The sequence below is a fragment of the Erythrobacter sp. genome (assembly GCF_038133525.1).
GTDB lineage: Bacteria > Pseudomonadota > Alphaproteobacteria > Sphingomonadales > Sphingomonadaceae > Qipengyuania.
This window is the reverse complement of the sequence record NZ_JAYPTL010000006.1, coordinates 48,346-63,115: the sequence shown is the minus strand read 5'-3', so window position 1 is coordinate 63,115 and position 14,770 is coordinate 48,346. Positions and strand designations below refer to the sequence as shown.

Genomic DNA, 14,770 nt, shown 5'->3' with positions numbered 1-14,770 from the left:
CCGCGAGGCGCCTCAGTCAGCATCGACCTCGCCCGCCGTACCCATCGCCGCGTCGACCAGCCCGCTTCGCATCATCCACCAGAACAATACGATTCCCGGAACCGCTGCCACGGTGGTGAGCAGGTAGAAATTGACGTATCCCATTGTCTCGATCAGTGCGCCCGCTGTGGTGCCGGTCAGGAAGCGCCCAACAATGCTCGCAGCCGCGCTGATCAGGGCATATTGCGCGGCGGTGAAGCGCAGGTCGCACAAGGCCGAGAAATAGGCCACGACCACCACTCCGCCATACCCGCTGGCGATGTTCTCGAAACCGATCGCACCGGCCATGCCCCAGTTCGAGTGGCCTGCGGCCGCCAACATGGCGAAGCTGAGGTTCGAAACGCACATCAGCACCAGTGCAATCAGGACCGAGCGCTTGAGCCCCAGCCTGGCATAGATCACCCCACCGATGAACACGCCGATGAGATAGGCCCAGAAGCCGACACCGACGTCGTAGATCGCGATTTCGTCGTTGGTGAAGCCAAGGTCGTCAAACAGCAGGCGGAAGGTCAGGTTGGCCAAGGTATCGCCGATCTTGTGGACCAGGATGAACAGCAGGACTAGCCAGGCGCCGTGGCGCTTGAAGAACTCGATGAAAGGCCCGGCGATCGACCGCCAGACTTCACCGACACCCTTGCGCGCAATCTCGACCTTGCGACGCGGCGGCTCCCCAAGGATCAGCGCGGTCAGCATGGCAGGCAGCACAAGGGCTGCACAGGCGAGATAGGCGACGCTCCATCCGGAACGCGCCGCGATAACCAGCGCAAGCGCACCAGAACCCGCCGCGCCGATGCGCCAACCATATTGGCTCATCCCCGAGCCCACACCGAGCTGGTAAGGCTTGAGCGTCTCGAGCCGATAGGCATCGATCCCGAGATCGAACGGGGCACCAGCCGCGCCGACCAGCACCGCAGATGTCGCCATCCAAGCAATGTCTGCCGGATTCGCCAGCGCCAGATTGATCACCGACGCGGCAACCAGCAGGCCGGTAACGACCATCCAGGACACGCGCTGTCCCAGTCGACCGATGATCGGCAGTCGCACGCCATCGGGAATCCATGCCCAGAAGATCTTGAAGTTGTAGACGAGGAAGGCGAGCGTGAAGGCTGTCACGGTCGCCTTATCGATATTGTCCTGCGCCAGCCGAGTCGTCAGCGTCGCGCCGATCATCGCATAGGGAAAGCCCGATGAAATCCCGAGGAAGAAGGCCGCGAGCGACTCCTTCTCCAGATACGGCTTGATGGAAGCCCACAGGGAACGCTGCGACTCGGGCGCGACGCCGACTGATTCATGCATTCCCTAGCGTCCTTCCGTTTTCGCCGCTTTTTTGCGACACTAGCTGCGAGAGAGAGCGAGAGGAACAGCCCAGATGAGCGCTGTCGACACCAAACATTCCGCGCGCCGCCCGACCGAGGGCATGATCGCGCTGGCCCGCGATATTGCCGATGGGCACAAGCGCGATGCAACGGGCGCGACGACCGTCCCGGCGCATGTCTATACCGACCCCACCTATTGGGAACGCGAGAAGGCGGCGATCTACGACCGGCTGCCGCAGATCCTGTGCCCATCGGCACTGCTGCCCGATCCCGGCATGGCCGTGCCGCACGATGCGACCGGTCGGCCGTTGCTGATCACGCGCGACGCGCAGGGCAAGGCGCATGTCTTCCTCAACGTTTGCCGCCACCGTGGTACACGTCTGGTCGAGGGTGGCGACATCCAGTGCACCAAGAAGCTTGTCTGCCCCTATCACGCCTGGACCTATTCGGTGGATGGACGTTTGCTCGCCCTGCCTCGCCCCGACACGTTTCCGGGTCTCGACAAGGGTGACTTCGGTCTCGTCGAACTCCCGTCGAAGGAAACCGGTGGACTGATCTGGTTTTGCCCGCAACAGGATAGCGCAGACTTCAGCTTCGCCGACCAGCTGGGCGAGGATTTCGATGCACTGGGCATGGACGAGCAGGTGCTGTTCCGCCGCAAAACGCATGAAGTGGCCGGAAACTGGAAGCTGATCATGGATGCCTTCCTCGAAAGCTACCATGTCACGCGCCTCCATGCGAAGACCATCGGACCCTTTTTCAAGGATGGCGCCACCAGTGGGGACATGATTGGTCCGCACTCGCGCAGCGCCGTGGGACGGTTGGAGGAGATGGAAGGCGTCGACCTGACCGACATGGCTGCCCTGCGCCGCGTGGTGACCTTTGCCTACCAGATGCTGCCCGGTGCACTGGTCATTCCCAGCCCCGACTACATCAATCTGATGGTAATGATGCCGCAATCGCACGACCGCACGCTGGTCGAAGACTTCATGCTGATCCCCGAACATCCCGCGACCGACAAGGCGCGCGACCACTGGGAACGCAGTTGGGCGCTGCTCGACGGCGGGGTTTTCGCGTCCGAGGATTTCCGTGCTGCGGAGCTGGGCCAGCAGGGACTCGCCACCGGCGCCGTGCCCTTCCTGACGCTGGGAACGCTTGAAGGGGGCATCCGCCGCTTCCATGAGACGGTCGAGGAGGCCTTGCGCGCGGCCAACTGAGCGCCTAACCGCGCGGCCATGTCCGACAATCGACTTCCCGAAGACGGCGACCGCATCGCCAAGCTGCTCGCGCGCGCGGGGGTTGCCAGCCGTCGCGAGGTCGAACGCATGATCGCCGACGGCCGCGTGGCTCTGGACGGCAAGGTGCTCGACACGCCGGCGGTCAAGCTCGCCAACCTGCGCGGCGTCACCGTCGACGGCAAACCAATCGGAAAGACCGAGGACACGCGGCTGTTCGCCTTCCACAAGCCGCCCGCCATGCTGACGACCGAGCGCGATCCCAAGGGGCGTACGACGATTTACGCGGCCTTGCGCAACGCATTGCCCAAGGACGCCGGACGCGTGATGCCGGTGGGGCGGCTCGACTACAACACCGAAGGCCTGCTGCTGCTCACAAATGACGGCGAAATGAAGCGCGCAATGGAATTGCCATCCTCAGGCGTTCCCCGCACCTATCGCGCGCGCGCTTTCGGCGATGTGACGCAGGCGCAGCTAGATGACCTGATCGAAGGGATCGAGATCGACGGGGTCCGCTACGGCCGGATCGAAGCGAATCTCGAACGTGGTTCAGGGCGGAACCGCTGGATCGAATTGACCTTGCGCGAAGGCAAGAACCGTGAGGTCCGCCGCGTGCTCGAACATCTCGGGCTCGAAGTGAACCGTCTGCTGCGCATCGGCTACGGTCCCTTCCACATCGGCGACCTGCCGCGTGGCCAGGTGGCAGAGATCAAGCGCGGCGATGTGGAGGCATTCAAGCGCGAACTCGCGCGCGGCGGGCGCAAGTGAGGGTCATCGCCGGTGAATGGCGCGGGCGCAAGCTGGTGGCGCCGCCGGGAGAACTGACGCGCCCCACCGCCGACCGTACGCGTGAAACGCTGTTCAACATGCTCACGAGCCGACTTGGTAGCTTCGAGGATCTCCAAGTGCTCGATCTCTTCGCTGGTTCGGGCGCGCTTGGGCTGGAAGCCCTTTCGCGCGGAGCCGCCTCCTGCCAGTTCGTCGAGCAGGATGCGACAGCGATCAAGGCGATCAGGGCCAATATCGAAGCGCTTGGTGCGCGCAACCGGGCAACGGTGCAGCAAGGCTCGATATTGACACTCGGGCCCGCCAAGGCTGCACAGGAACTGATCCTGCTCGACCCGCCCTATGATACCGGTGCGGGCCAGGTCGCACTCGACCGGATGCTGCGACTTGGTTGGATCGACGGATCAAGCTGGATCGCGCTCGAAACTGGCGCAAAGGAAGTCGTGGCAGTCAAGGGACTGCGGATCGATGCAGAACGCAAGGTCGGCAAGGCAAAGCTCACCCTTCTCCGCCTGGAGAGCTAGGGCGCGGCAGGAGCGAGACTGGGGTGTTCTCGGCGCCACTCGGGCAGCAGCCTTGCCTTGATGTTATTCGTTCCCTAGTTGTTCCGTGACCATGGCCGACCTCAAAGCGAACTCCGAAACCGGCGAAAAGACGCAGATTCCTGCCTATGCTGCGGGTTTGAACGAGCCACAGCGCAAGGCCGTCCTGACCACCGAAGGGCCGGTGCTGATGTTGGCGGGGGCGGGTACCGGAAAGACTGCCGCTCTAACTGCAAGGCTGGCACACCTTATTGCAACACGGCGGGCGTGGCCTTCCGAGATTCTGTGTGTGACCTTCACCAACAAGGCAGCCCGCGAGATGCGCGAACGTGTCGGGCGGCACATAGGAGATGCAGTCGAAGGCATGCCCTGGCTGGGCACTTTCCATTCTATCGGCGCACGCATGCTCCGGCGCCATGCCGAGCTGGTCGGGTTGCAGCCGAATTATACGATCATCGACACCGACGATCAGCTGCGCCTGCTCAAGCAGCTGATCCAGGAAAACGATCTCGATGAGAAGCGCTGGCCCGCACGCCAGCTTGCTGGGTTGATCGATCGCTGGAAGAACCGCGGCCTCAACCCCGACGAGCTCGATGCTGTCGAAAACGAAGCCTATGCCAATGGCCGCGGAGCACAGTTCTATCGGCTCTATCAGGACCGGCTGAAGGCGCTCAATGCGTGTGACTTCGGCGACCTGTTGCTCCATGTGGTCAACGTGCTGCGCAACAACCGCGATGTGCTGGAACATTACCAGCAGCGCTTCAAATACATCCTCGTCGACGAATACCAGGACACCAACCAGGTCCAATACCTGTGGCTGCGCCTCCTGGCGCAGGCGCGCAAGAACATCTGCGTTGTAGGTGACGACGACCAGTCGATCTATTCATGGCGTGGAGCAGAAGTCGCCAATATCCTACGGTTCGAGAAGGATTTTCCCGGCGCCACGGTTGTCAAGCTGGAGCAGAATTACCGCTCTACCCCACAAATCCTCGCCGCCGCTTCGGGCCTGATCGATGCCAACAGCGAAAGGCTTGGCAAGACGCTGTGGACCGAACTGCCGCAGGGTGAGAAAGTCCGCGTGATCGGCATCTGGGACGGACCCGAGGAAGCGCGCCGGGTGGGCGAGGAAATCGAGCGGCTCGAGGCCGAAGGCGCCCCGCTCGATCAGGTCGCTATCCTCGTTCGCGCGCAATACCAGACTCGCGAATTCGAAGATCGCTTCATTCAGATCGGCTTGAACTATCGGATAGTCGGCGGCTTCCGCTTCTACGAACGCGCCGAGATACGGGACGCACTCGCCTACCTGCGTGTGATCGAACAGCCCGCCGACGATCTCGCTTTCGAGCGAATCTACAACCAGCCCAAGCGTGGGCTTGGCGCAAAGACCCTGGAGGCGATGCGTCGTCATGCGCGCCGCATCCAGGCGCCGCTCGCTGCGGCGAGCCTCGATCTGGCCGACACCGATGAACTGCCGGCACGAGCCCGCAACACGCTGGTGAGCCTGCTGGGCCAATTCGTCCATTGGCGCGAGCAGGCCGAGAAGGTCACTCCTGCCGAACTGCTGCGCATGGTGATCGCCGAAAGCGGCTACGAGGAAATGCTGCAGACGGACCGCAGCGCCGAAAGCGCTGGACGCCTCGAAAACCTATCCGAGCTCGCCCGCGCGATGGAGGATTACAGCACGCTGACCGACTTCCTCGAGCACGTCAGCCTTATCATGGACAATGATGCACGCGACGATGGGGAAAAGGTCACCATCATGACCATGCATGCCGCGAAGGGACTGGAATTCGATCACGTCTTCCTGCCCGGCTGGGAAGAAGGCGTCTTCCCCAGTCAACGCGCGCTCGACGAAGGTGGTCTGGCAAGCCTCGAGGAGGAACGCCGGCTGGCCTATGTCGCAATCACGCGCGCGCGGCGCCGCTGCACCATCCTGCAAGCGGCAAACCGGCGGATCTACGGCCAATGGACCAGCAGCATCCCCAGTCGCTTCATCGAGGAACTTCCGGAAGACACTATCACTCGCGAGACTACGCTCACCGGCGGCGCATCGCTATGGCGCGCCAATTGGACCGAGACTGAAGACCCCTTCGCCCATGTTTCCACCAGCCGCCCCGATCGCTCCACCGCGCGCGGGCCCGGCTGGCAGCGCGCCCTGACCACTGGATACGATCCGGTGCCCAAGCGCCTTGCCGAACCCGGTCGCAGCGCGGCAAGCTTCGCTGCCAAGCCGCGTAGCGATATCGCCATTGGAGCCCGCGTGTTCCATGACAAGTTCGGTTACGGCACTGTGACCGATCAGGAAGGCAACAAGCTGACCATCGAATTCGAGAAGGCCGGCGAAAAGCGAGTGCTAGACAGCTTCGTCAAGCTCGCCGACTAGGCCGTTCAAGCCTGCGCTTCGACTTCGGCAACTTCGGACCCGGTGTCGCGATACCGCTTCTCCCATGGCCGGGCGAGCTCGCCCAGGAAGCCGCGCGTGCCCTCCTCGATCCCGGTTTCGCAACCGAGGTAAGGCTTGGGATTGAGATAAGTCCCGAAAAGCTTGTCCCATAGCGTGATGGTATTGCCGTAGTTCGTTCCCATCAGCTTCTCGTCACGGATATGATGGAGGCGATGCGCGGCCGGCGACATCAGTACTTCGCCGAGACTACCCAATGTCCAGTTGACGTCCGCATGGATGAAGTAGCCCCACCAGGTCCGCAGAATAATTGCAGCCACAATAGCCCAGACCGGGAAGCCGAGAGCAAACACCAGCAAAGTGTCGAACAACAGGCCAATGATCTTGGCCACAGGATGTTTGCGCTGCACTGACAGAAAGTGGATGGCGGTGTCCGCATGGTGAGTTGCATGAAAACGCCAGATGCCCTCCAAGTGCTCGGCTCGGTGGCGCCAATAGGCTACGAAATCGATCAAAACGACGGCAAGGAGAACGGTCAAGCCATCCGGAAGACGCAACCAAAGACCGGGAAGAAGGCCATATTTTCCAACTGCTTCGCTTAGCATCACTGCCGGTACGACGAAGATTGGTCCAATTACCAATGCATTGAACACAATCAGCAGGATGTTTGTCGTTGCCTCCTGTCGGCACCGGCGCAAAGCATCAAAGATTGCGGTGCGCTTGGTAAGCAATGCCAGAAGCGAGAAGGTCGCGACGACTGGACCGACTTCAAACGCCAGCTTGCTAAGCGAAGAGAACTGCTCGTCCATGCCTGATCCGTTGCCAGATCAAGGCTAACAAATGCTAAAGGTGCCCCTCCGGGCGACGAACTCAGAGCGCCGAAACGTTGAGAAAACCAGGCATTGGCCCGTTCCATTCGCCCGGCTTCGTCGGAGAATCGTCCTCGTCACGGTAGCGTCGCGGCTTCCCAGCCTCAGGCTCCTTCTCGCGACGCGGCGCGCGCTCCCGCCGGGAGTCGCGTTCCTGCCGCTCTTCGCGGGGCCGACGCTTCGGCTCCGCTTCCTCGCGTTCGACTTCGGCCTCCGGTTCAGGTGCCTTCAGCTCAACCCGAACGTCCTGCTTGCCGAACAACGGGATCGCCGATCCGGTCAGCTTCTCGACATTGGCTATCGCTTCGGCGTCTTCCTCGGCGACGAAGGTAAAGGCGCGACCCTTGGCACCCGCCCGACCGGTACGACCGATCCGGTGGACGTAGTCGTCCGGATGCCAGGGAGTATCGAAATTGAAGACGTGGCTGACGCCCTTGATGTCGAGCCCACGCGCCGCAACGTCGGATGCGACCAGGATATTGACCTCACCCTTTTTGAAGCGATCGAGTTCCTTAATTCGGCTCGCCTGATCCATATCGCCATGGATCTCGCTTGAGGCGAAGCCGTGGCTTTGCAGGCTCTTGTTGATCTCGCGCACGGTGGTCTTGCGGTTGGCGAAGATGATCGCGGTTTCCACAAGATCATTGCGCAGGAACCAGCGCAGCGTGTCACGCTTCTCGCGGCTCTTCACCTTCACCTTGAAAGCGGTGATATCCGCGTTCGTCGACGCAGCGCGACTGACCTCGATCCGCTTGGGATTGCTAAGGAACTTCTTCGCCAGCTTCTCGATCGGGGGTGGCATGGTGGCCGAAAACAGCATCGTCTGCCTGGTCTCAGGCAGTTTGTCGCAGATAAACTCGATATCGGGGATGAAGCCCATGTCGAGCATGCGATCGGCTTCGTCGATTACCAGCAGTTCGCAACCGTTGAGCAAGATCTTGCCGCGCTCGAACAGGTCCATCAGCCTGCCCGGCGTGGCGATCAGCACATCGACGCCTTCGTTCAGCGCCTTGACCTGATCACCTATCTGCACCCCGCCGATAAGCAGGGCCATCTTGAGATCGTGGTTCTTGCCGTATTTTTCGAAGTTCTCGGCAACCTGTGCTGCGAGTTCGCGGGTCGGCTCAAGGATCAGCGAACGCGGCATCAGCGCACGGCGGCGACCGTGATGCAGGATGTCGATCATCGGCAAAACGAAGCTGGCAGTCTTGCCCGTACCTGTCTGCGCGATGCCAATGATGTCTTTCATCATCAGCACTGGCGGGATCGCCTCGCGCTGAATCGCAGTTGGCTCGGAATAGCCGGCTTCTTCGACCGCTTTGAGCAGGTCTGGTGAAAGGCCGAGATCGGCAAAAGTCATTTGCGTCGAATGTTTCCCTGGGACTTGAGCCGGTAAGGACCCACGCGTCCGCAGGCTCGGCTGGCCGCGCCCTTTGCCGTTTTGCCGCACAAAGTCAAGGTTTGCGCCGGTTTGGCTCGCCAGGGCGTCAGTCTTCGCCCGATACCAGGACCAGTCGATTCATTTCCGATATCTGGCATTTGGCGCCGGCGCGGCTCATCAATCGATCGCGTCCGCTGCAAAGTTGCCCGTCGTCACTGCGCTCCATGTAGAAGCCGAGATAGAAATCGCGCGGGCTGCATGCCTTCTCCAGCTTGGCCGAGATCATGCTGCGATCGCGCATATAGATGATCAGGCGGCTCCCTCGATCGGACACGCCGACGATATTGCCGGCAGCGATGCAGCGCCCGTATGGCCGTTCGACCAGTCGTGGGGGAACGGCTTGGCGGGGAAGCTCGGCCAGCAGATCGTTGCGCACCGCGCTGGGCTGTGGGCTGATGCGGACGATCACCCTTCCCTCAATCCGAACCTGGTTTGCCACGGGCACCTGCGCCCCATCGACGAACGTCGACCAATCCGGCGCACGGCGCGACATCGGCCCTTCTGGAACCGCCCGCTCCTGCTTACGCGCCTGGTGCGCCTGTTCGTCCGCTGAAGTATCCGGAGCGGATACAGCGAAGGGCAAGAGCAATGTCAAAAGGGCGGTAATGAAGGGCATTGACGCGAGCTGCTGCTCCCCTGATGCATCGAATCTGCGTGGCGCAACCCACGATCCAGGGTGCACCTGCCTGCTATTGCTTGAATATCGGCTTAATTGATCGGCGACCGAAGGCAAGGTGTGGCGCTGCCCCGTGGTGATGTGCCAAAGGGAAGCCATGCCCAGTTCAACAGACTTCGTCGAAGCCATAGGCGCCCTGCTCGGTCCGCGGGGGTTCACCAATGATCCCGAACTGGTCGATCCTTGGCTCACCGATTGGCGCGGGAGGTTTTCCGGGCGCGCATTGGGATTGGCCTCCCCCGCTTCCACTTCGGAAGTATCCGCCCTGATCCGCCTTTGCGCCGCCCATGATGTACCGATCGTCCCCCAGGGTGGGAACAGTGGCATGTCCGGCGGTGCAACGCCCGACGCGAGCGGCACCGCAATCATCCTCTCCTTGCGACGGATGAATGCAATCCGGGAATTGGATCCGGTTGCGAGACAGGTAACCTGTGAAGCCGGGGTGGTGCTCCAACACCTCCATGAAGAGGCTGAGAAGCATCGTTTGCGGTTTCCCCTGACGCTTGGCGGCAAAGGCTCTGCGACAGTGGGTGGACTGATCTCGACCAATGCCGGCGGAACGCAAGTGCTGCGCCATGGGACCATGCGCGCCCAGGTTTTGGGCCTTGAGGCAGTACTGGCGGACGGAACCGTGCTCGACACCCTAACCCCGCTCAAGAAGGACAACCGGGGCTTCGACCTCAAGCAGTTACTGATCGGGTCGGAAGGCACCCTTGGAATCGTGACTGCCGCGACACTGAAGCTGCTGCCGGAAATCGGTGGGCGGATCGTAGCCTGGGCCGGCCTGCCTTCGATCGCAGCTGCGCGCCAGTTGCTGCTGCATTGCGAGAAGGCCGCCGGCGACAGCCTGGAAGGATTCGAGGTGCTCCCCGCGCATTGCCTGAGTTCAGTCCTCACCCACTTGCCCGATGCGAGGTCACCACTCTCAGGCGAACACGCGTGGCATGCCTTGGTTGAACTGGCGGCACCCGCAGGCGGAGTCGAACATCTAGCCGCGATAGCAGAGAGCATGCTTGCTTCGGCCTTCGAAGAGGACTTGCTTGAAGACGCAGTGATCGCGGCAAATGAAACGCAGGCGGAGGCCTTTTGGCAGCTGCGCGACACCATCGCTCCGGCGGAACGCGCCATCGGTCCTGCCATGCAGCACGATATTTCCGTTCCGGTAGCCAAGATGGCTCGTTTCGTCGAAGAAGTGGCGCCGGACATCGAACAGCAGTTTCCCGGTACCACCGCGATCGGGTTCGGACATCTGGGCGATGGAAACATCCATTTTCACGTCCTCGCGCCAAGCGGGGCAGTTCGCGGCGAATGGGAAGCGTGCGAAGGCAAGGCGATCAGCGCCTATGTTCACGATCAGGTTACCGCATTTGGGGGATCGATCAGCGCAGAGCACGGAATCGGACAGATGAAGCGCGACGAATTGGGTCGGTTGGGCGATCCTGTCGCGCTGGCGCTGATGCGCAGCATCAAGCAGGCAATGGACCCGCAAGGCCTGCTCAATCCGGGCAAGCTGGTGCCGCTTGCGCAAGAGGACACAACTCCTTAAAGCGCCGAACTTCACGCGCGCGTGCCATGCGTACGCCGTACAATCCTAGGTTCTCGGAGAGTTTCCATGGCCAGCGCGCCGCAGCCGAACCTGCCCCTGTTTTACAACGACCTGATGCCGCTCAACAGCAATGATCATGCGAACTATCGTACGCGTGCGATCGACGTTGCTCCCTGGCTGTCGAAGCAGCACGCCGTTCCGGTCACTGTGGATGAATTCATCCAGGCGCAGCGCCAGTTGCCGATCGTGTTCACCGCAGGTGAAAGCCCGCTGCCGATTGCCCTCATGGCTCTCAACGAAGGCGTCAACACCTTCGTCGATGCGGATGGCAAGATAAATGAACCGGTCTACCTGCCGGCCTACATTCGCCGCTATCCCTTCATGCTCGCACGCCTGCGCCCCGGCGCCGATGAGCTTTCGCTATGCTTCGATCCCACTGCGGATTCCATCGGTGAATTTGCGGAAGGCGATGCCCTCTTCGAAGACAAGGAGCCTTCGCAGGCGACCAAGAACATTCTCGAGTTCTGCGAGAGCTTCGAACAGGCCGGTCAGCGCACTCAGGCCTTCATGGACGAACTCAAGCAGCACGATCTTTTGATGGACGGTGAAGTTGCCATCCAGCTTCCTGGTGAAGCCAACCCCTTCATCTATCGCGGCTTCCGCATGGTCAACATGGACAAGCTGAAGGAAATGCGTGGCGACCAGCTGCGCAAATGGAATGAAAACGGCCTCCTGCAGCTGATCTATGCGCACATCTTCTCGCTCGAACAGATGCGCATCATTTTCGGTCGCCAGGTGCAGCAGGGAACGGCGCCGCTCCAGAATGCGGCTGCGGCGACTGTACCGACTGTCTAAGCGTCGGAGAAGGAAGGGCGTGCGCTGTAAAAAACTGCGCACGCCCTTCCTTCTCGCGCTCGTTGCCGCGTTGGCGATGGGGCACACACCCGGTCATGCAGCCGGGGACCAAGATCCATCACCTTTAAAGATATTCAAAGAGCGTGAAGAGCAGCTCTTTCGCGTTGGATACAGGCTCGCGACAACAAACGCCCCGTTCTGCGAAAGAAACGATGCGGCGTCAGGGTTCCTACTTCATGATGCGAGCGCCTGTGATGACCCGAAATCGGTCCGGCAGACATTTGGGCTGACCGGAGATATCGGCATCCAAACCGTTGCCGCTGACTCACCTGCCGCTGCCGCAGGGATGAAGCGCGATGACATCCTCATTGCCATGGACGGCATAGAGATTGCTGCAAATTATCCACCGAGCAAGCCGTGCTGGCGCCGCACACAAAGGCTGCACGATTTACTTCAGACAGCATTGGGTCGAGGCCCCGTCTTAATCGTGTGGAGCAACCCTGAGGGTGAACGCCTGAGCGCAGACATTTTGGCGACACACTACTGTGCTTCGAACTTCGAATTGCTCGATTCAGGCAAAGGTGTCGCCGCAGACGGAAATCGGGTGCAGATCGATGCCGACTTTCCGGGGTTCGCCTTTCCTGAAGATGAGTTTGCCGCGGCCGTCGCGCATGAACTTGCCCACAATCTCCTCAATCACCAGAAAACGCTCGACCAGCATGGACGCAAGGGTCGCCTAGTTCGTCTCTCTGTGCGCGACGCCGACCGTTTGATGCCATGGTTGCTCGCCAATGCCGGCTACGATCCGCGGACAGCGGTGCTTTTCATACAAACCTTGGGGCCCGGATACGGAGGTGGCCTAGTCCGCAAACGTTCGCATGACGGATGGGACAAGCGGGTCGAATTCATCGAGGCAGAACTTCCAGAGGTGGCACTAGCGATCGCTGAGGATGTTAACGCCGATTGGGGTAAGCGCTTCAAACGGATGCTCGAGGTCGAAATCGCAGATCCCAGTTGAGCAAAGGAGCCGCTTGGAAGGCATGGTGGTTGTGCCTTGCAGAGTATCGAGCCTACTATCCTTGTGCCAAAAGCTATGCATCCCGGTCTTGCGGAGATTTGAATGCCGAATATCGTCCCGGTGGTCCTGTGCGGCGGCAGCGGAACACGCCTATGGCCACGCAGCCGGGTACAGCGGCCGAAGCCGTATATTCCGCTGATTGGCGAGATGACTCTCTACCAGGCCACGCTCCAACGCTGCGCCCAGCCGGAAATTTTCGCAGCCCCAATCATCATAGTGGGTGAGAAGCATTTGGAATTCGCCCAACCGCAGGCGGCCTCAATTTCACCAAATGCACGGTTCATCGTCGAACCGATCGGGCGCAACACAGCCCCGGCAATCGCGCTCGCGGCTTTGACAGCGGAGCCTGACGACATCTTGCTAGTCTGCCCGAGCGATCATCATATCCTCGATGTGGAAGCGTTTCGCTCAGCGGCGATCGCAGCGGCGGACCTCGCCCGAGACGAGTGGCTTGTCTCTTTCGGGATTGCGGCCACAGCGCCAGAAACCGGATACGGCTATATCCGCAGGGGCGAGCCCCTCGGTTCCGGCTATCGCGTCCACAGCTTTGTCGAGAAGCCCGATCTTGCAACGGCATTGAGCTTCCTCGCGGACGGAAATTACGCCTGGAACGGCGGCATCTTTGCGTATCGAGCCGGCACCTTTCTCTCTGAACTCGAAATTCATCGGCCCGAAATGGCTGCAGCAGTCCGATCGGCGTGGTATGAGGCCCAGCGCGATGGAGAATGCATTCGCCCTAACCCAGATTGCTTCGCTGCTATCAAGGGTGAGTCGGTCGACTATGCCGTAATGGAGAACACCGCTCACGCCGCCATGGTAGATGCAAGCATGGGTTGGTCCGACATCGGCAACTGGGATGCGCTAATGCAACAACGCAAGGCGGACGCGGTAGGGAATGTGATTTATGGTCCGGGAGAAATCATAGACGCCACCGGGACCATGATCGACAGCGATGGCCCCCATGTGACCGTGATCGGGGCGGATAATATCGTCGTCGTAGTGGATGGCGAAGACATCTTAGTGACCGCACGCGATGCAGTGCAACAAGTGGGCAAGGCCAGCCGGTGCCGTTCACAATGATGCGCAAGCTCCCCCGTACCTTTGTGGAGAAGCCATGGGGCGTAGACAAAATTCCCAAGGAGTTTTGCCACTCATCTGACGAACCGGTGGGTGAAGTCTGGTTCACCCCTCCCCCGGAACTGCAAGAGCTGCTGGTCAAATTTATCTTCACCAGCGAGCGGCTCTCAGTGCAGGTGCATCCAAATGACACCCAGGCCCACGAAATGGGCGTAGGAGTGAACGGGAAGAGCGAATGCTGGGTGATCGTCGATGCCGACCCTGGCGCGACAATCGCAGTCGGCTTTAAGCGGCGTCTCGATGCTTCGCAATTGCGTGAAGCAGCCCTCGACGGATCGATTGTCGACGATCTGGTCTGGCATGAAGTGCGCCGCGGCGACGCTTTCTACATCCCTGCAGGAACCGTTCATGCGATAGGCGGCGGCGTCAGCCTGATTGAGGTGCAACAGAACAGCGACTCTACATTTCGCCTCTACGACTACGGTCGTCCGCGCGAGTTGCACCTCGATCAAGCCATCGCCGTGGCCGATCCCGGTCCGTATCCGGCAACCCTGCGCAGCCAAATGGATGCCGAAGCAGGTGAACTGGTAAATGGCCCCCATTTTCGCCTATCCTACCTTCACATCGTCCCCGATCGACCGGATCGTTGCGCGTACACGGGATCAGGGCTTGTGATTCCCTTTTCAGGGTCGATTTCAATCGGTGGCGAACCCTTCGACAGAGGCGATTGCGCCTTCGTCGAAGACCTCGCAATTGCAAGCATCTCCGGCAGCGGGGTCGTTCTGATCGCAGCTCCGAACAGTCCGGGGGCTAAGGCATGCTAGGCACCGGGGTGGGCCCGAAGAGCGACTACTCGCCCCCATCTTGAACAACTCCCGCCGAGTGCCCATCTCACAGACATCGAGCGGT

The 14,770-nt window shown here is 60.9% G+C and carries 13 protein-coding genes; 9 read left to right on the top strand and 4 right to left on the bottom strand.

Annotated features, from left to right (window positions below):
* Nucleotides 1-12 precede the first annotated feature (12 nt).
* A complete protein-coding gene (locus tag AAFM29_RS02835) occupies nt 13-1,335 on the bottom strand; it encodes an MFS transporter (RefSeq protein WP_341711315.1) in 1,323 nt (440 codons plus the stop codon).
* Between the two features lie 73 nt (nt 1,336-1,408).
* Between AAFM29_RS02835 and AAFM29_RS02830 the strand changes: the two genes are divergently transcribed.
* From AAFM29_RS02830 to AAFM29_RS02815, 4 genes are all read left to right on the top strand, one after another.
* Nucleotides 1,409-2,572, top strand: a complete 1,164-nt coding sequence (locus AAFM29_RS02830) for an SRPBCC family protein (RefSeq protein ID WP_341711314.1) — start codon at nt 1,409-1,411, stop codon at nt 2,570-2,572.
* Between the two features lie 18 nt (nt 2,573-2,590).
* Nucleotides 2,591-3,358 carry a pseudouridine synthase gene (locus AAFM29_RS02825; RefSeq protein ID WP_341711313.1) on the top strand — a complete coding sequence of 256 codons (768 nt, stop codon included), beginning with the start codon at nt 2,591-2,593 and terminating at the stop codon, nt 3,356-3,358.
* Nucleotides 3,355-3,900, top strand: a complete 546-nt coding sequence (gene rsmD / locus AAFM29_RS02820) for a 16S rRNA (guanine(966)-N(2))-methyltransferase RsmD (protein WP_341711312.1) — start codon at nt 3,355-3,357, stop codon at nt 3,898-3,900. Before AAFM29_RS02825 ends, rsmD begins: the two co-directional genes overlap by 4 nt.
* Nucleotides 3,901-3,991: 91 nt before the next feature.
* Nucleotides 3,992-6,301 (top strand): UvrD-helicase domain-containing protein, encoded by a 2,310-nt coding sequence (locus AAFM29_RS02815; protein ID WP_341711311.1) that lies wholly within the window; start codon nt 3,992-3,994, stop codon nt 6,299-6,301.
* Nucleotides 6,302-6,306: 5 nt separating this feature from the next.
* On the opposite strand, the gene AAFM29_RS02810 is transcribed toward AAFM29_RS02815, so the two are convergent.
* The 3 genes from AAFM29_RS02810 to AAFM29_RS02800 form a co-directional block, all read right to left on the bottom strand.
* Nucleotides 6,307-7,128 carry a sterol desaturase family protein gene (locus AAFM29_RS02810; protein ID WP_341711310.1) on the bottom strand — a complete coding sequence of 274 codons (822 nt, stop codon included), beginning with the start codon at nt 7,126-7,128 and terminating at the stop codon, nt 6,307-6,309.
* Between the two features lie 61 nt (nt 7,129-7,189).
* Nucleotides 7,190-8,548 carry a DEAD/DEAH box helicase gene (locus AAFM29_RS02805; protein WP_341711309.1) on the bottom strand — a complete coding sequence of 453 codons (1,359 nt, stop codon included), beginning with the start codon at nt 8,546-8,548 and terminating at the stop codon, nt 7,190-7,192.
* A 127-nt stretch (nt 8,549-8,675) separates the two neighbouring features.
* Entirely contained in the window at nt 8,676-9,245 is a 570-nt protein-coding gene (locus AAFM29_RS02800) for a hypothetical protein (RefSeq protein ID WP_341711308.1), read from the bottom strand.
* Between the two features lie 157 nt (nt 9,246-9,402).
* Here AAFM29_RS02800 and AAFM29_RS02795 point away from each other — a divergent pair, with 157 nt between their 5' ends.
* From AAFM29_RS02795 to AAFM29_RS02775, 5 genes are all read left to right on the top strand, one after another.
* A complete protein-coding gene (locus tag AAFM29_RS02795) occupies nt 9,403-10,851 on the top strand; it encodes an FAD-binding oxidoreductase (protein WP_341711307.1) in 1,449 nt (482 codons plus the stop codon).
* 66 nt (nt 10,852-10,917) lie between these two features.
* Complete coding sequence (locus AAFM29_RS02790; protein ID WP_341711306.1) at nt 10,918-11,706, top strand: SapC family protein; 789 nt, start codon at nt 10,918-10,920, stop codon at nt 11,704-11,706.
* A gap of 19 nt (nt 11,707-11,725) precedes the next feature.
* Entirely contained in the window at nt 11,726-12,724 is a 999-nt protein-coding gene (locus tag AAFM29_RS02785) for a hypothetical protein (protein ID WP_341711305.1), read from the top strand.
* A gap of 102 nt (nt 12,725-12,826) precedes the next feature.
* On the top strand, nt 12,827-13,864 hold the full coding sequence (locus AAFM29_RS02780) for a sugar phosphate nucleotidyltransferase (RefSeq protein ID WP_341711304.1): 1,038 nt from the start codon (nt 12,827-12,829) through the stop codon (nt 13,862-13,864).
* On the top strand, nt 13,861-14,685 hold the full coding sequence (locus tag AAFM29_RS02775) for a class I mannose-6-phosphate isomerase (protein WP_341711303.1): 825 nt from the start codon (nt 13,861-13,863) through the stop codon (nt 14,683-14,685). Before AAFM29_RS02780 ends, AAFM29_RS02775 begins: the two co-directional genes overlap by 4 nt.
* The last annotated feature ends 85 nt before the right edge of the window (nt 14,686-14,770 follow it).